Here is an 18,813-nt window from a genome sequence, read left to right as displayed (position 1 = left end):
CACCATAAGCTATATCAGCAGATTAAGATAAAAAGTTTATTGGTGTTATAAACCGGAAATAAGTTATATATAATAATTCATTGTAATGTTCGAAGTTTCTTAAAATCAGGGAAGTATGGTGAAGAGGTCACAACCCCATCAGGGTATGTAACCTCAAAATACTCACCAACTTTTTGCTTATCAGGTTCCATCGCTTTAACAATTAAATTAGAATGAATGACCGGATAAAAAAACACTTTATCTGCCTCATGCATTTTATATATAAAATCAATTTCCTTTACTATAGATAGCGTTTTAGATTGGTCCTTAATTCGATAGGTGGTCATCATTGGATAATAATCCCCACTAATAACCAACTCTTTATATACATCTTTATAAGAACCACTAACTCTTTGAGGTTCCATTTCATCAAATGTAATTATTTCGTTTATCGGTACATTTGTGACATCACCACTTTCAAATAAAGCATTTTTTTTATATTTAATTCCTATTGTGACATTACTTAATTTCCACTGACAATTTCCACCTCCATCGAAAGGGACCTGTGATTCAAAAAGGTCACTATTCTCTACCTGTTTAAGATTAATTTCAGTAAAATGAAATCCAGGTACCTCATAATTTTCGCCATTAGCGTTACTTCGTTTCTTGAAACATTTAATTGAACGGTACATCACACCTAGCGGGAGTGCATCTATTTCATGCGGGATTTTCACCGTAACAGAAACACTCTTCCCGTTCAGCGGAGGAGATAGACGTTCATCCTTTTCGCAGCCAGATAACAAAACTGGCACCATCAAAAGGCTGTACTTAATCAGCTTTTTCAATTTCTTCCTCCGCAACATTCTTAAATCGAGTGAGTGCATTTTTCCACGTATCATCTGACTCTGATATTAACAATGTAACAGGTAGCATATCTTGTAACGAAAGGAAAAGACGGTTCCTGCTTACTTCATTTTTAGAAGTACTACTCTCTGGACTTATTGCTTGATTAAGCCTTTCTGCGAAAAGCTGTCTTTTTCTCTTTCTATCCAAAGGACGATTAGTATCTATTAATTCGATAAGTTGATTATTAACAAAGGGCATATACTGGCTTGACATTAAGTGGTTCATTGGATTAGTTAATGAATCGAGGTTAGGGTTGCTATTCTTCGGAAAATGATAATTAAGACTGTTGGAGTCTAAACAATGTATAAATGTTTTTTGTTCTTCTTCCGACAAACAAGAAACACTTTCATTCAATGACGGTACAAGATAAAGCTTTGCTTTACTTTTACTTTTATATGCGACAGTGATATTAGGGGAACGACGACTACCGCCACCAATCCAAAGAATAGGTTGTTTTTGCGAATGAATTACCGACTGCTCCACCTTAAAAAAGACCACGACATTACCGTAATGCCAATAAGGGTCACCAAATTTCATTCCCCCTGCCTGCAGTTGAATCTCAATAAGAGATAATCGAAATCCTAATAGAGTTCCAAGCGGCCCCCATAAATCATATAACGCATTATCAAGCTCAGCTTCTGGTGGAACACTGGTAACCGAATCAGAATCATTCACATGCCGGTAATGGGTAATACCCTGCAAAGATGAAACAGCCGTTGCAGTGAAAGTACGGGGCATTCCATAAGTGTAAATAACAGGGTTATAATTTTTCAGTGTCGCCGCATGTATAAGTGTTAATGCCCCACCAAGGCTATGACCGCAGATAAAAAGCTCTCGTCCAGCCAATTTCTGTGTAATATCAGTAAATTTATCAGAGAATTTTTGTTGTGCCCGTTCAAAACCATTCAAAAAACCTTTATGAACGCGTCCTATGGCAACCACTGCGGGACAAGGTATTGGGCGAAACGTAGCATCTGTACTGATATCGCCAAATTTTGTGGGTTCAGTCCCTCGCCAAGCAATCAAAATCTGCTTCTGATTACTGATATAAAATAATTGAGTGTCGCCATCTGATGAATCCCCAACACTAGTATCCAGAAATGTAGGATTAACATAACGCTCACTGAACGGGACATCAATTATGACAGGGCGATATAACAACTGTGGAACCTGAGACAAATCCAAACATTGATGATTAAAAAATTTATTAATCTTATCACCACCTGAATAGGCAATGTCAGCCATCAAACCTAAATTCATAGCATTGACAATTGAGTATTCCTTTGTGTGGTGTAACAGCAAGATCCAAGCCATAAAAGGACAAATTCTAATAAGAATACGTGCATTAAAATACATATTGGAAATCAATAACCCAGAGAAGTCAGTGTCAGGAAAATGAAATTTAGGTAGTTTGGTATCTACCCACCCCAGAATGTTAGGTGCTTTATCACAAAGCTGGCCTATTACAGTATAATAACAAATACACCCACTTTCTTTATCCACATTTATTGGAGCCATTTTCATTTGATACGCACTTACTCGCTCAAGACTCAATGGCCGTTTTTCCATTTCATCTGCGAGAGGTTGAGCCTCAATAAGCAGTGTCAGGTCTAGATGATGTAACCCCTCAATACGTATAATGCCACTGGCATCACTATTGCCAGTATACTCTTTTACATGACCACTTCTGGTCGCATCATTAATGGCCCGATATGGCATATTAGCGACAGGATTATTCATCTCATCCAGTAATTGGAATTCAACCCAACTTGTTTGGTCTTTTGTGCTGAGTGATACGGTCTTACTTTCTTCTTTTATTGAAGTATTATGTTCTTTATTACTCACCTGCTAACCTCTTTTATTAGTCCTGAGTTATGTCTTATTAACAAAGAAATCCCCTTGCGAGTTCCTTTTCTTTTTCCATAAATAAGTATTACAAAAATACCAACTAATAAAAAATTTAATTAAATAGTCTTCTTATCGTGAGTAATATAATAATCTTTATCTTCCAATGAATATATAAATTAATTCCTTCACTTCTCAGCAGGCTGGATAAATTGAACCATCAGAATTTATTGAGTCATCAGGCCTATTTTAACTTTTCCTTTAGCTCCATCTCGTTATCATAAGAAAATATTTTGGCGCTAACTTCAAGTTATTACAGTTAACACTTTCAAACTACCCATTGTGGGAAGTTACATCATCCGATGCTATCGTTGCCCCACTGCTGTGCCTGGTATTAGTTCTTTCCCCAGATGCTTCGCATCAATTTATTCTATATCTAAATTAAACTCACTCAATTTCCATTGGCATGTCACCCACCTATAATGCTATTTTCTCTTTAAAGACATCATTATTAATTTTTTTGTATTAATGCATTCAATAAACAATAAGTGAGAAGTAAATTACATTGAACTCAATTTCTCAAAATCAGGAGTTACTTCACCATTCGACGTGACGCTTCCATTTGGATACTCTATACGCCAATTATTACCTTTCTTTTTGATCTTTGGACCAACCATTCTCACAACTTTAGATTCATCAACAGTTGGTGAGAAGTTTATTGTTAAATCACCTCCATCATTATTATTTACTTTATACAATTCAAAATCTTTTTTTCCAAACAAAGATAAAAAAACACCTTCATCAACAATATAGCGTTCTTTAACTATTGGATAGTAAGTTGGAGATACTGTTAGAGGAGTATTAGCAGAGACATAATCACCATTCCGTTCACCTTGATCATCAAAAGCCACCTCAATACCAACTGCAGTCCCTATCTTAACTCCACTATTTTTAATAATATGTTCACTTCTAGAGTACTTGATACCTAAAGTTATACGACTCAATTTCCACTCACATTGCCCACCACCATCTATAGGGATTTTACTTTTATAATTGCCCGATATTTTATCAAAATTCATATTTATATAATTTGTTTGCGTTCCAGATACTAAATATATCTTCATATCTGTATTATATCTTTCTTTTTTACACTTATCAGAAATGTAAAATGCAGCTAATGGTGCTGCCTGTGTATTGTTTGGTGCCTTAATTTCAACATCTACCCATTGATTATCACTCGGCGGTGAAATTGCTCTATTTCTTCCCGCACAACCACTAAGTAATATAACTAACAACACACACACACAAAAAGATGCAATTTTTTAAATTTCATCATTAAAGCTATGCCCAAGCTACTTAATTTTAATCGACTCATACTATTCAGCATCCTCTTAGCCATAAGCCGCAAAACGTTCGAACGCTTCTGTTCTTCCACTCATAAATTTGGTTACTGTTAATGCCTGCAGCAGCAAATCCTCTAGAGACAAAAACAGGTCTTTCAATAAACAATAAGTGAGAAGTAAATTACATTGAACTCAACTTCTCAAAATCAGGAGTTACTTCACCATTAGATGTGACACTTCCGTCGGGATATTCTATGTGAAAGAAATTACCCACACCTCTGTTCTTTGGCCCGATTTTTTTAACAATTTTAGACTCATCCAAGATGGGAAATAATTTTATGTTTACATTCTCATTATTAATAATATTAATTCTATAAGATTCAAAAGCCTCTTTCCCTAGCAAGGACAGTTGAGTAATTTCGCTAGGAAGATACTTTTGGGTAATTATTGGATAATAGGTCGGCGTTAGTGATAAAGGATTTGTAGTAAGTATATAGTCACCATTTTTCGCCCCTTCATCATCAAATGCAACTTCAATACCAACGGCTGTTCCTATCTGGCCTCCACCATTATTAATGAGATGCTCTGTTCTGGAATATTGGATACCTAATGTCACTTTACTTAATCGCCATTTACATTGTCCACCACCATCCATTGGAATTTGACTTCGATAGTTACCTGAGGTTTTATCAATCTCCATATTAATATTACGAGCCTGCGTACCTTTTAGTTGATACAACTTCATATCTACGTTATATCGTTCTTTTTTGCATTCATCAGAAGTGTAAAATGCAACTAATGGAAAAGCCTCGGTATTGTTTGGTGCCTTAATTTCAACATCTACCCATTGATTATCACTCGGTGGTGAAATTGAATTATTTTTTGCCACACAACCCGAAGTACATAGTAAAGATAAAAACAAGATATATATGTTATTGAATCTCATTGACCATCCTTTTTCAAACAATAACGTTGCATGGAAATATCACCTTCTGGTAAAGACTTGGTGATATCCAAAGTCGTAACGAGTAATTTATCAACGGCCAAGAAAGACTTATTTCTGTTATACTCAGATTGAGGTATATCATTTTTATACTTCTCCATTTGCAAAATAAAAACATCCTGTTCTTTTTTATAAACACCATCATTGGTTGTATCATATAACTCCAGCAATCTATCACCAATATATTCAGCATACTTTCCGGATGGATGGTCACCTCCGTTTAGTGCATTTTTAAGCTCTGGATTTCCATGTTTTGGAAATAATTTATCTTTACTTTCTTTATCTATTTCTTGAATGAATTCTTGCTGATTATTTTTCGCATTTTCATCACTATGTGAGCTTAAGCAAGGAACCAAAAATAATTTTGCCTTCTCTGGAAGGCGCTTTCTAATTTTAATTTTAGCACGTGGACTTCGTTCTTCCAACCACTCCAAAACTGACTCTGCTTTGAAAAAGTGCACAACTTCACCATGATGACAAAAAACCTCACTCCCAATCGGGACTAAAGTCTTGACAACAGACCAACTATAACCAAAAACATATCCTAATGGCCCCCATAATTTATAGAAATGATTATCTAATTCTCGCTCTGGAGGTACCGAGGGAACTGCATCATTCTCATTAATATGCCTATAGTGAGGTATCCCCTTTAATTCCCCCATAGCACTCAAAGTAAAAGTACGAGGCATTCCATAAGTATATAATATAGGTTTGTAATCAATGAGTTTAGCTGCGTGTATTAAGGCCAGCGCACCACCTAAACTATGCCCACAAATATATACCCTCCTACCAGCCAAAAGTTCGACTAATCGTTCAATATTCTCTTTAATTTTAGTATTATCGCTGCCATTTATAACCTGAAACGCATCTAAAAATCCCTGATGTACTAATCCATTACTAACAATACCACTACAAGGTATTTTTATATCACAAGTTAGATTAATAGGTTTATAAGTAATATCCGAAACAACGTCCTTGAGACTTGCTGTTCCACGCCAAGCTACAATGACCTCAACACTATTAGCTGCGAAAAATAACTGTGTATCCTTTTTTGCATCAGCACCCTGACTCGAATCTATAAATTCAACATCAGTATAACGCTGGTGAAAAGGCACATCTTTAACAATAGGCTGAAATTTTTTATCATTTACTTGATACGGCACGCGAGCTAGTTCTAGCATTTGCTGTTTAAAAAAATGTGTTATAGACCCCGTTGCTTGCCCATCACCATTCGTATGGTAATCTGCATAAGATAATATTGACATCAAAACCAGATTATAAGCATTCACCAACGAGTAGTCGGGTATATGATGCAAAACTAAAGACCATGCCCGGAAAGGACAAATTTCCAAAACATGGCGGCAATTCAATTTTTTTACCGTCAAACCGGTAAACCGAGTATCCGGGAAATGATATGCTGGCGGTTTCTTTTTATCTTCCCAATTAGGGGTAATCGCCGGTAATTTATCGCACAACTTCCCAATAGTGATGTACTGGTACTCATACCCTTCTTGTTCTGCCAATTTTTTAACCGTTGAATATTTTTCTTCCCTACCGACACGCAGCGATCGAGTCTCCATTTCATCTGCGAGAGGTTGGGCCTCAATAAACAGTGTCAGGTCAAGATGGTATAAACCCTCAATACGTATAATGCCACTAGCATCGCTACTGCCTGTATACTCTTTCACATGACCACTTCTGGTCGCATCATTAATGGCCCGATACGGCATATTAGCGACTGGATTATTCATCTCATCCAGTAATTGGAATTCAACCCAACTTGTTTGGTTTTTTGCGCTGAGTGATACGGTCTTACTTTCTTCTTTTATTGAAGTATTATGTTCTTTATTACTCACCTGCCCACCTCTTTTATTAGTCCTGAGTTATGTCTTATTAACAAAGAAATCCCTTTACGGGTTTCTTTTCTTTTTCCATAAATAAGTGCTATAAAAAACACCAACTAATAAAAAACAGCCCGGCAGCAACAATTTGATTAAAAAGCCCATATAAAACGCAGCTTTGGTTTCCCCCTCATAGTGTCCTTGTAGAATAACCCCTTCATAGACATGATAAAGATATGATGAAAAACCAGTGATAATGAAGATAAAAAATAAAGTTAAAGAAAGTAAAATATAAAGGGATAAAAGCAAAAGTTTTCTTTTCATAGAATTTCCCAAAACAAGACTTTTGTTGATTTCCTTAGGTCGGACATTGACAGGTAACTTTCAGATGCCTGAGGAAAGGTTCTTCTTGCCCAAGTAGATAACCATCCCAGACTGGCTAATTTATTGTTTTTCCATAAATCGATATGATCACCGGTAGGGGATTTCTCACCAGAGCGTAACCAATAATCCTGGAAAAAAATGAGTCCTGTTTTATCAGACACAGCATCTTCATAGGTTTTTCCCGTCAATTCCAGTGGCTTTTTACCCCCAGCAAAAGGAAGTGTTTTCTGGTTTTTGAGATAATCACTCAATTCCTGGGCACGAATAGCATGAATTCCTTTTCCTGTACTATCCGGTGTAGGGCAATTCCAACATCTGGCTCCTTTAAAACTTTTCATCAATATGCCACATTGATACAAAGCTTGACTGACATTTATTGCACAGTGATCTGAAAATATATCGTCTTTCGACTTGGGATCAATATGTTTGATCGTACTTGATGGGTAAGCCGACCATAACTCATCAAAGTAGATAGATTTAATTTTGACATCCTGAACAGAACCCGTTTTATTATTGGATTTCACGACTGTTTTCTGATTCATTTATGCACCCTTCTCTATCCGAGCAAGGGCTTCATCGCCCCAAGATACGGTTATCTCCGATTTGCCCTGAGTTATCATTCGTTCAGTCAGTCCTTGAGCATCGGTAAATCCCGAGTAAACCTGTCCATCTTGTGATTTTGCATAGTAAGCATATTCCACCAGTGGTTCTCCCGTTGACTCATCAATCGCTCTTAATTGTTCATCCAGCGATTCATCTGGAGAACCGATGGTCAATGGCATTGGCGTGGTGGTAAAAATTTTGGCTGTTTTCCCTTCAATGTCAGTCGTTCCTGAGTAAACATCCCCTGCGCTAGTTGTTATCTGATAGCGAGTAAAGGGTAAAGCTTCCCCGGTTTTTTCATCAGTAAGGGCATAACTCCCCCCAAAACCACGAGGGAATGTTTTAGGGGCAATATTCAAACTCGCCGCACCCATCTTCTGTACATTGGCCGACTTCAACAAAATATTACCCGGACAACCTAGCTCAATATTCCCACCGCTGAGTTTGATATATGCTCCACCACAAGTCAGCACTAACTCACTATTCGCTGATATCTCTACTTTCCCTTCTGCACTACGGATTTCAATATCTTTCTGCGCCGTTGCTAAAATCGCATCACTCTGCGCCTGTACTTCTATCTTGCCCTTGCCCGCAAACAGTTTCATGCCCTGTCCTTGAGCAAACAAGCTCACCGCATCACTGGCCGCCACCGTGAACGACTTACCCGCACTGATATCAGTGTTGTGCCCTGACATCACACCAATACTTTCACCACCCGATGCTATCCGTACCGCTTTTGGGCTCACCATCCCTATACCTTCCGGAGCATGCAGTAATATCCCTGCCGCTCTCAGTTCGTTCAGCGATTTGTTTAACTGCTGCTGACTGGCAATATCTCCTTCATGTGTTTGCGCGGTTTGCACTGCTTGCGATAGGCTTTTCGCCAGCGACAATGCCGTCTCCAGTTGGCTTATCGCCTCGCTCATATCCAGCATCTCTCCCCCAGCAGACGGCTGTTTATCCGCACTGATAAACACCCCTTTCCCACCACGGATGCTAACCCAGTCATCGGTTCGCAGCTCGGCCCCCTCACCGCGGAGAACTCGTTGGGCATCCACGTTATGCCCGAGGTTCAACTGGGTTTTGCCGCCGTATTCGGTGCTGAGCTTGATGTGCTCTTCGCCGCGTTTGTCTTCCATGCGCAGCTTGTTGAAAGCAGGGGTGCGGATCACGTTGCGGGTGTTATTTTTTTCGGTTACATGGTCGGTATGACGCGAGTCGTGCAGGGCATGGGCGATATAGGGGCGGTCTGGGTCACCGTCATGGAAGGCTATCGCTACCTCGGTGCCTTGTACCAGTGGGAAGTGAATGCCATACACATCACCACCGTAAGGTTTGGCGAGTCGCACCGGCATACTCTCCTGACCCTGTACTTTATCGTCCTGATCCGCATCAAATTTCACCCGATACAAACCGGAGGTATCCTGCCAGGCATAGATATCATTCGACTTGGCGCTGGTCACGCGTGCCATCATGGTGCCACTGACTTTCGGACGTGGAAGTAATTCCGGACGCCAGCACAGGGTTTCACTGTAGGGTACTGCTGCGATTGTCACTTTCAGTGCATCTTTACGACTGGCACTGAATCCGGTGCGGACCACGACCATCGGTTGCGACAGCAGTTCCGGTAATGTAGACGGGATCGATGTATCAGTTACCGTCAGTACTTGAGCAGGATGTAATGTTGGATCGGTGCTAAGGCCGGTGATTAGTGTTTGTGCTGATAAAAAACGTTCATGGTCAAGACGAGCGAGGAAGTTAGCAGTTTCCGCGGTTGGATCTACTTTATCGCCGGTATCCAGATGGCGAGGTTTGTAATGATACACTTCGCCATAGGTTGTGCCTTCACCATCGCCGCGCGTCATGTCTACTCTGGTAGACTGCAATACTTTCTGCGCTTCACGGTAGTTGTAATCTTTGGTTGTCACGCTGGCCTGCACTACGCTATGCCGTACACTCAGTCCCCAGACTGACTGTACGCCGCTATCACTCATGCCTGACGGGCTGTTCAGTGGCAGAGTTTTACCAAACTCATAGGCACTCTGCTTATCAGCAAAATGAATCACTTCGGTCTGGGTGTCCGGTTGCAAGGTGAAGAAGTAAAATATCCCCATCTCCGAGAGCAATCGCTCAATGAATTTTAGGTCGCTTTCCTGATACTGGTTTATCTGCTCACGTTTTGGGTAACTCTGTTTCAGAGCAAATTCATATTCCCAGTCTTTCAGACCATGTTCCTGAAGTATTTGTTCGACCACTTCAGGTACCGATTTATTAACAAAGAAACGGTGTGTACGGAATTGTTTGTTTAGCAGGACTAGAAAGGGTTCTACAATAATCTCGTATTTAACCTGATCACGTGAACCTGATATACGCCTAAAATGTGTAATTACACCGTGTACCACTTTTCCCGTCACCGGGCTGAGCAAATCCCCTATACCCATATTCAATGTGGCTGGTTTATTCAAAAACAACTCAGCGGTGAGATCGGGATGAAGAGTGGTAAATTGGATAGTGTAATGATACAAAACACTTATTTGCTCAAGCCCATTAAAGTCCTCAACATCCAGCGGAGAAAAGCAGGACGGAATAATCAGGCTGTAGCGGTTAAGCGTTGCTCCAGTTAGTTCGGATAAAAGATTCATTTTCGGTTTCCTGCCCTATAATTTCACTATGCTGTAGGACTAATAAATATTAGGTGGTTGAACGTTATTAGTAGTAATCATCCCATTTCCTTTGAATGTTAGGATAAGTGATGCGGAAAATTAAATATCCTAAGATGGCCAATAAACTAGCCCCCCCACCCCAGTAGAATCTATCATCACTGTTCGATAGAAAAAAAAACCAAAGAGAAGAGATTACGCCAACCATTGCTATGGTAGAACCAATTGCACAAACAATATTTGACATTAAGATTACTGCAATTTTTTTTATATTCATGAATGACTTATATCTTATGTTTTCGTTTCTTTATTTTAAGAGACTAGTGATTATCAAACTTATTTTGAATTTTATTTAATCCTAATCCTAGCCAACGTACAGCCATGGATAATGTGATAAATGCTATTTTTTCAAACTCATAGGCCACCAAAAAAGTATTCGCAAATTTTATTAAACTCTTCCGGATTTTGGTCACTAACAGTGCAGGCTCGTTCAAAAGGCTTGACCGTATCTTCAACAAGAAAATAAAGAAGGTCTAAATCACCCAATCCTTGCAATTTATAGTATATCATCGGATTCCTTTCCCTTAGATATCTGGATGTATAGATTGATCTGGATGTTTCCGCACCGACAGTAATAAATGCACCGATCGCAGTTCCTGATAAAAATGCAGCCACAGCACGAGTTGCAATTACGTTACCAAGATTAACCCCTGTCAATTGAGAAAATAATACTTTTCCAATCGAGCTTCCTGCGATATTTCTCACGAGATTAGCTATGTTAATTCGAGAGGAAAAGTCATTCATAAAGATACCAATAATTTTCTCAATTACTTCTCTGTTAATAGTCCCTGATTTTATTAGCTTTGCTATTCTCATCTTGTCATCAAAATTTTCGCTTCGATGTTCAGTATCCATAAAGTCATAACCAAGATAATAAAAGCTAACAGGAAATGAGATAAATCCTTTCGCGACTGCACCGAAAAATCCAGAACCATCGATATTAATAGCATCCAGCATATCTCTGGCAATTTCTTTAGCACTGTCCATAATAGTTATCCTTTAGAACTCTCAAACTCCAGCACAATCCCTTCTTCTTCATCCCAGCCCAAAGTCAGTGACGTGGTAGGTGTTTGCTCCGACATCCGTTGCAGCAGTTGCTGACTCAGCACCGGTAAAATCTGTTGATTAAGTAGACTATCAATGTTGCGCGCACCGGTGTCTGGCAATAAGCAGGCAGCAACCAAGGTGTCATACAGACTGTCACCCAGGGTACATTGCAGGCCATAATGCTTATGTAGGCGTTTTGCCACCTGCGCCAATTTCATTTTGACGATGGTGCGCAACGCGGTGGCATCCAGCGGGCGGTAGATTAATGTTTGGAAGCGGGCCAACAGTGCGGGTTGGAAGTGATCACGCAGGATCGGGCGCAGCATTTCTTGCAGATCACTATCGGTGGATTGCGGCTGTTCATCCAATAACTGCATGATGTGGTCACTGCCCAGATTGGCAGTCATCAAAATCACCGTGTTGCGAAAATCAATTTCACGCCCTTCGCCGTCGCGCATAAAACCACGGTCAAACACCTGATAGAACACATTGAGCACATCGCGATGGGCTTTCTCAACTTCATCCAGCAACACCACGCTATAAGGTCGCTTACGCACCGCCTCGGTCAAAATCCCCCCCTGACCGTAGCCGACATAACCCGGTGGCGAGCCCTTAAGTTGGGAAACGGTATGCGCTTCCTGATATTCAGACAGGTTGATGGTAATCAGTGATTTTTCACCACCGAACAGTGTGTCGGCCAGTGCCAGTGCGGTCTCGGTTTTCCCTACACCACTTGGGCCAACCAGTAGGAAAACGCCCAGAGGGCCGTTTTCTGGTGTTAGGCCGGTTTTCGCTGCCCGTAACCGCTGAGCCATATCTTTCAGGGCAGCATCCTGCCCAACTACCCGACTGGCTAAATGATTCTCCAGGGAGAGAAGGTTGGTTTGTTCATCCTTCAACAAACTGCCTAAGGGAACCCCAGTCCAATCGGCGATGACCGTTGCAACGGTACGGACATCAACATCCAGTGACAGTAATGGCGCACTGCCCTGCAATTCACTTAATTGCTGCTGTAGTGCATTGATATCGACCTGACGGCTGATGTCCTGACGAGTTTCCAGCAGTTGCTGCGTCAGGTTTTTTTCCTCATGGTACTGATTCTCCAGCCCCCGCAGTTGCTCACCTAAACTTGTTGTTTGCAGTTCAATCTGACCCAGACGCTCAGTGTTGCGGTGGTTACCGAGGGCGATATCTTCCAACAGCGCCTGTTGTTCCATCGCCAATGCGCTAATCTGCGCCTTCAGCCGGGTTAACTCCTCCGGCAAGGTATCAAGGCTCATGCGCACGCGGGCACTGGCGGTATCCAGCAAATCAACCGCTTTATCTGGAAGTTGACGGCCGGTGATGTAACGGCGTGACAGGCTGACCGCCGCTTTCACCGCCTCATCAGTAATGTGGACACCATGGTGTTGGGCATAACGCGACTTCAGGCCACGCAACATCAGGCACGCCATGTCGTCATTCGGCTCGTCGACTTTAACAATCTGGAAGCGACGTTCCAGTGCCGCATCGCGCTCAAAATACTGTTTGTATTCAGACCACGTAGTCGCGGCAATAGTACGTAATTCACCGCGTGCCAGTGCTGGCTTTAATAGATTAGCGGCATCAGCGCCCCCTGCCTGATTACCAGCACCAATAATAGTGTGTGCCTCATCAATAAACAGCAACACGGGGTGAGGAGACTGCTGAACCGCTTCGATAACATTTTTTAAGCGCTGCTCAAACTCCCCTTTTACCCCGGCCCCCGCTTGCAACAGGCCAAGGTCAAGCGTGCGCAGGCTGACCGTTTTTAGGCTATCCGGCACATTGCCTTCGGCGATACGCAATGCCAGACCTTCAACCAGTGCCGTTTTCCCCACTCCCGGTTCACCCACCAAAATGGGGTTGTTCTTACGCCGACGCGACAAGATATCCACCATCTGGCGGATTTCATTATCGCGACCAAATACCGGGTCAATCTGCCCAGCTTTAGCTTTGGCGGTCACATCCAGAGTGAATTTATCCAACGCCGCTTGCAGGGCGTCATTCAGTTGGGGTTGACCGCTGGCTGAGGGGATGGTCGCTGCTTCGTCCGTCAAATTGACCGGGCTGTCCGCCAGTGCCGCAGCTTGCTGAACCTCGGGACGTTCATCGGATTGACTGTCCAGCAGCGGTAACAGACGGTGTAACTGCGTGCGGCTCAGGCTGAGCAACGGCCAGGCGGCATCGGCGGCTAATAATGACGGCGTGGCAATCAGCGCGGCCAGCAGATGAACGGAACGCACGTTATCGGCGTTCTCCTGCAACGAGGCATCCAGCCAGGCACTTTTGATCAGTTGCTGTAACGCGGCCGACAACTGGGGTTTACCCTGCACTGTGCGCGGCAAGGTATCCAGATGGGCCAGCAACCCCTGCCACAGACTGTCCATGTCCCACTCATAGCGACGGGCAATCACCGTGATATCGCCTTCACCCTGCTCCAGCAATTTCAACAACCAGTGTTCGACGGTGATCTCGGCATGGGCTCGGGTCTGACACAGAGTAGCGGCACCGGCTAGTGCCTGCGCACAATAGGGATTTAACCGACGTAATAAGTGTGCTGAATGCGTTGTCATAAACTCTCTTCCTTGTGTGCGAAACCGTTGCAAAACCTGATAAGTAAGCTAGCGTCGGACACGCTACCGCCCATAGCCGTCAACCGAGGCCCATAAGGTCATCTGATAAAATGTGTATGCGTTTGGCTGAATACCGATGCACAGATACTCAGCTAAAAACACAAAAAAGCAGACGGCGAACCGCCTGCTGATGCGGGTTACCCTAAATAATTCGTGTTGCAGGCAGGCGGCAAGTGAACGAGCCCCTGGGAGCATAGATAACTATGTGACCAAGGTGAGCGAACGTCGCCAACGCACCTGCGGCGCGAAGAATGACGGGTAACTATGCGGTAGTACGTTCGTTCCATGAATCGGAATGAATGATGTTGCCGTCTTTGTAAGTCCAGGTGATTTTTTCGTAACGCAGTTCAATCGCTTCCAGATGGTTGTGTTTCTCTTTAGCTGGATCTTTGATGTCATGCATCTTCGGCGCGACTTTCACCAGTTTTACGTTCTCAAGCTTGGTGTTGAAATACTCCACTTCCTGACCTGCATCGTTAATGCGATACCATTTAAATTCCGCAGATTTCAGGGTCTGACCGGTGGTCACCGCCTTGTACAAATACGGGCTGGAAGAGTCGATTTCTTTGGTAAACAGGAATGGAGTATGAATACGGGTCCCTGTCAGCTTGCCGGTGTTGTTGTCAGTCGGGATATACAGATTATGTTCCTGTGCCACGATCTCGATGCTGCCTTCACGATCTTTAACGTCGACGGAACCTTTAATGTCCGCACCGCCGTCATCTTTCAGCCACAGATAAACTGGAATTGCCATGGTTTACTTCTCCATTTCTTGAGTTGATACGTCACTTTCATCCTGTGACGCTGTTTTTACGCCTGGCAGGCGACAGGCATCAGCCTGCGGTACCAGACTGATTTCGACACGGCGATTGAGCGCACGGCCCGCTTCCGTATCGTTAGATTTCAGCGGGCGGCTCTCGCCATAGCCTTGTACGGCAAAGCAGCTTTCCGGAATGTCCCCGGTATCACGCATCCAGTTACGTACCGATTCCGCCCGTTTCAATGACAGGGTCTGGTTGGACTTATCATTTCCCGTGATATCGGTATGACCCGCGACCACGATCAGCCAGCCAGGTTTCGCCTTAATCCCGACCAGCGCATTGATAAGCACTTTGGTGGAGCCCGCTTTGAGTATTGACTGACCCACGTCAAACAGTGACAGGCTATCCAGACGCAGGGTTTTGGGTCCCTGAACAATTCGATTAATTACGGGAGGGGGCGGTGGAGGAGACGTCCAGCTATTGATAGCAATTTCAAGTGGAGCCCTAAGCCGCAGGCCCTGATACAGCCCCAGAGACAAACGCATGGGTGCACCGCGGCGTAACCAGTCATCCAATAGGTGTGCATCCGCACGCAGTTGCTGCTGAGCCAGAGTCTTCGGGGCTGGAGGCGTACCAGTGAGCCGGTTATACAGCGACAGATGATCGCCCACACTCTGGACCAGACGCTGGTTATTAACAAAAGAGGCCAACAGGGCAAACAATAAAAATACACCGCACAGCACACCGGCCATCTGCCAGCATTGCATCAGGCGGGAGACACCACGACGGCGAGGCAAATAAGGCAGTAACACTTCTGGCAACGGCAGGTCATTTTGCTCAGTGGCGGCTACAGGTGTCAGCGTGGTGACGCCACGAATGTATGTCTGCCACAGATTGTTTTGACGCCCCGTAACCGGGGTAAAACAGCAACCCCATGCGCACGGGGTCAGTGGAGGGACATCCCCTTGCCGCTGTGTCAGGATGCTCAGAACATATTCATCAAGCCAGCACAGAAGACTTTCCATCCATAATACAGAGCTCAACCTTTCCTGCCCGTTGCGGGGATCTTGATGCCGACTCCATTCAACCAACGGCATAATCCCTGCCCCGGCTTCCTGAACCTGAATGCCTTTCTGCCCCGGCGTGACCATATACCAACGATCTGTTTGCGCTGGTGAAACCGTAGGCTGTGAAAGCCAGATGCCCAGCCAGACAGGTGGAACTCCTGCAAGCCATCCTTTGCACTGCACGATAGCCCGTTGCCAAGCACGCAGCGACTGTGAAAAATCATCCCGGTCCTGATGCTGCTCTGGCACAATGGCCAGTAACACAGAGATCTGAGCAATCAGCGCCGGACGTTCCGCCGCCAAATATTGCGCAAATATGGGCAATTGTTCTGGCATCTTCACCGTTAGATACCAACCCTGGTGGGTTTCACGAAAAGAGGCTGAGGGGGAAAACAGGACATTGCTGTCACCGCAAACCAGCACTACCGCGCCCTGAAAATCTTCAGGTGGCAGCGTTGAATCTGCAATGGAGTCATGAGCCACTTTATAGCGGTTGTGTTTGCGCCACTGAAAATAACCGACACCGCCACAGAGGATGACAACCACGATGCTCAGTGCCACACGGCTACCCGTTCCCAACGGCCAAAAACCCAAGATAAGCCACAGTGCCAGGCATGTGCTCAGCAGTAGCAAGAGTAACGGCGTTAATCCACGCATCCGCTAATGCATCCCTGTCAGCTGAGACACCATCTGCGTAAGCCGGGTGGACAACATGAACCACAAAGCAACCAGGATTGCGACGCCCGCGACCCACGAGAACCAATAGGTTTCGCGTCCGGAGCGCAGACGCAGTGAGCGCGAGACCAGCGGTGTCTCCTGTGAAGAAGCGAATGGTGGCACCAGCAAACTCAGCTTACGCACCACATCTTCTCTCCGCTCATCTCCCTGTTCACGATAGCGACCGGAGAATCCTAAGGTCAACGCACGATAAAAGCAGGTCAGCACGGCGGTATCTGGTGCCGGCTCCTGTAACACCGTACGGATCCGCTCCCACAATTCCTCACCTGCATTCAGGGTATTAAAGTAGCGGGCTTGAAGCGGGTTTTTCAGCCATTTGGTATAGCCACTGTCCTGTTTCTGGCGGTTCAGCACACTTTCATCCAGTAACGCACACTGGGTATACAACATATGGTCACAACTAATCTCACTGAAACCGGCACGCGACAACGCCTCACGTGCGCCGTCAATCCACTCACAGGCACGGCGGTACAAAGCCTCACCGTCTTCAATTTCCTGACCGTTGCGCAATTGGCTAACCATCAGCCAGCAGGGATAGAAAACCGCATCAACGACAGATGTATTTATTTTGCTCATGAGCGCAGCACCGCAAACAGTTCAAGTTTGATATCACCCAGCGAACCTGGAGTGTAGAAAGCACAGTTACCCGCATCCAACATGGCTTGCGCTGCTGGCCCGTTGAGTTCAAGGGCAAAGTACTGATTCTCCAGACGCAGCGGGATAGCAGCCGGAACATGGGACAGTGGTTTCATCGCCACACCGTTGAGCGCCACATTAACCACATCGGACACATCTTCAACGCTGCCGGCTTTACACAACAGTGGGAACTGGGTCTGCAACAGATGATTGGGGATCGAAGAGCGAACAGACAGATAGAAATCAGCCCCTTCACGCAGGCGAGCATCGTGTAGAGAACCGGTCCAGAATTGGCCCTCATGAGCGAGTTCAATCACCACCATACGGGATGGCAGACTGGCTTCGAGCAGCGCATCAAGCAAAGTGAACAGCGGCGGGAAAACCTGCTCCGGTGCGTCATGCTGATACAGAGGAATGTCTTCGGCTTTATGCTCCAGAGAAAACGTCAACAGGCTACCGGCGAGGCGAACCAGTTCTCGATAGAACAGTTCGGGATGGCGCGAAGGCGTCTGATACAGTTCTGTTAATACCGGCTCAGCACTGTTTAACGCATTCAACAACCAAAACAGCGACACATCGGCCACCGAGAAATCAGCCATCCGCTCGTTGCTTTCACGCCGCATGGCCATCAGACGACGCCGACGAGCCTGCAGTCGATGGATGAGATCCCCCAACGCCATCAACACAACCGGACTGGCCGCCAGTGACAGCATCGGTGGGATAAAATTCTCATCTGGCATCCACTGCCCCTGGGCACTGCGTATTAACCGCACCACCGGACAGGTCAGATAGGCACTATTTTCCTGGTGAGCAAAACGCAGCGTGACCGCATGGCGCATTATTGCCAGTTCGGTACGCTCATGACCAGCAAGCTCCTGTACGGTAACCCACTCCTGCTGCCAGCGGCGAGGACGCGCGCTGTCTTGCCCATCATCCAGATTGCCGCCGTTAGCCGAAAGCAGCGGCAATGCCAGCACCACGTCCACGGCATCACGGTCTGAAACTACAGACAAATCGCAGCTAGGGGGCAGGTTATCTGCCCGTTCAGAATCAATTAGCGTGCCATCAGGAAAACGAACCACCAGTTTAAGCACGTTCAGGCGAGAAAGCGCCAACGACCCCCGGTCGAAGGTTGCCTCAATAACTCCCCAAGGAGATGCCAGTACCATATGGGCCACGCTATCTGCCACATAAGCATCCCAGCGGGCCTGTTGCTGGAATTGTTGCGGGGCCAAAAAGGCCCCATCGCTCCATAACGGACGATAAATTTTCATCCCAACGACCGC

The 18,813-nt window shown here is 44.7% G+C and carries 14 protein-coding genes; all 14 read right to left on the bottom strand.

What is annotated here, in order from left to right:
- Positions 1–77 precede the first annotated feature (77 nt).
- A complete protein-coding gene (locus tag FTA96_RS18200; protein ID WP_145574496.1) occupies positions 78–824 on the bottom strand; it encodes a hypothetical protein in 747 nt (248 codons plus the stop codon).
- Complete coding sequence (locus FTA96_RS18195; protein ID WP_235897524.1) at positions 808–2,730, bottom strand: lipase family protein; 1,923 nt, start codon at positions 2,728–2,730, stop codon at positions 808–810. Before FTA96_RS18195 ends, FTA96_RS18200 begins: the two co-directional genes overlap by 17 nt.
- 560 nt (positions 2,731–3,290) lie before the next feature.
- On the bottom strand, positions 3,291–4,028 hold the full coding sequence (locus FTA96_RS23580; RefSeq protein WP_235897523.1) for a hypothetical protein: 738 nt from the start codon (positions 4,026–4,028) through the stop codon (positions 3,291–3,293).
- A gap of 226 nt (positions 4,029–4,254) precedes the next feature.
- Positions 4,255–5,019 (bottom strand): hypothetical protein, encoded by a 765-nt coding sequence (locus tag FTA96_RS23575; RefSeq protein ID WP_050108392.1) that lies wholly within the window; start codon positions 5,017–5,019, stop codon positions 4,255–4,257.
- Positions 5,016–6,932 carry a lipase family protein gene (locus FTA96_RS18180; protein ID WP_145529500.1) on the bottom strand — a complete coding sequence of 639 codons (1,917 nt, stop codon included), beginning with the start codon at positions 6,930–6,932 and terminating at the stop codon, positions 5,016–5,018. Before FTA96_RS18180 ends, FTA96_RS23575 begins: the two co-directional genes overlap by 4 nt.
- 54 nt (positions 6,933–6,986) lie before the next feature.
- The gene (locus tag FTA96_RS18175) at positions 6,987–7,241 is read right to left on the bottom strand and encodes a hypothetical protein (protein ID WP_050108396.1); all 255 of its coding nucleotides are present in this window, start codon (positions 7,239–7,241) and stop codon (positions 6,987–6,989) included.
- Positions 7,238–7,843 (bottom strand): T6SS effector amidase Tae4 family protein, encoded by a 606-nt coding sequence (locus FTA96_RS18170; RefSeq protein ID WP_050108398.1) that lies wholly within the window; start codon positions 7,841–7,843, stop codon positions 7,238–7,240. Before FTA96_RS18170 ends, FTA96_RS18175 begins: the two co-directional genes overlap by 4 nt.
- Complete coding sequence (locus tag FTA96_RS18165; RefSeq protein ID WP_145574494.1) at positions 7,844–10,546, bottom strand: type VI secretion system Vgr family protein; 2,703 nt, start codon at positions 10,544–10,546, stop codon at positions 7,844–7,846.
- Positions 10,547–10,978: 432 nt separating this feature from the next.
- Positions 10,979–11,611 (bottom strand): hypothetical protein, encoded by a 633-nt coding sequence (locus tag FTA96_RS18160; RefSeq protein ID WP_050134354.1) that lies wholly within the window; start codon positions 11,609–11,611, stop codon positions 10,979–10,981.
- 5 nt (positions 11,612–11,616) lie between these two features.
- On the bottom strand, positions 11,617–14,265 hold the full coding sequence (gene tssH / locus FTA96_RS18155) for a type VI secretion system ATPase TssH (protein ID WP_145574492.1): 2,649 nt from the start codon (positions 14,263–14,265) through the stop codon (positions 11,617–11,619).
- A gap of 322 nt (positions 14,266–14,587) precedes the next feature.
- Positions 14,588–15,079, bottom strand: a complete 492-nt coding sequence (gene hcp / locus FTA96_RS18150) for a type VI secretion system effector Hcp (RefSeq protein WP_004711812.1) — start codon at positions 15,077–15,079, stop codon at positions 14,588–14,590.
- Between the two features lie 3 nt (positions 15,080–15,082).
- Positions 15,083–16,810, bottom strand: coding sequence for an OmpA family protein (locus FTA96_RS18145; RefSeq protein WP_145574490.1), 1,728 nt, complete (start codon positions 16,808–16,810; stop codon positions 15,083–15,085).
- Between the two features lie 3 nt (positions 16,811–16,813).
- Positions 16,814–17,467: a type VI secretion system protein TssL, short form gene (gene tssL / locus FTA96_RS18140; RefSeq protein ID WP_145574486.1), complete on the bottom strand. Its 654-nt coding sequence runs from the start codon at positions 17,465–17,467 to the stop codon at positions 16,814–16,816.
- Entirely contained in the window at positions 17,464–18,801 is a 1,338-nt protein-coding gene (tssK, locus tag FTA96_RS18135; RefSeq protein WP_050123592.1) for a type VI secretion system baseplate subunit TssK, read from the bottom strand. Before tssK ends, tssL begins: the two co-directional genes overlap by 4 nt.
- Positions 18,802–18,813: the final 12 nt, after the last annotated feature.

The sequence above is a fragment of the Yersinia alsatica genome (assembly GCF_902170305.1).
Lineage (GTDB): Bacteria > Pseudomonadota > Gammaproteobacteria > Enterobacterales > Enterobacteriaceae > Yersinia > Yersinia alsatica.
The sequence above is the reverse complement of the archived record's forward strand: the minus strand, read 5'-3'. Positions and strand labels throughout refer to the sequence as shown.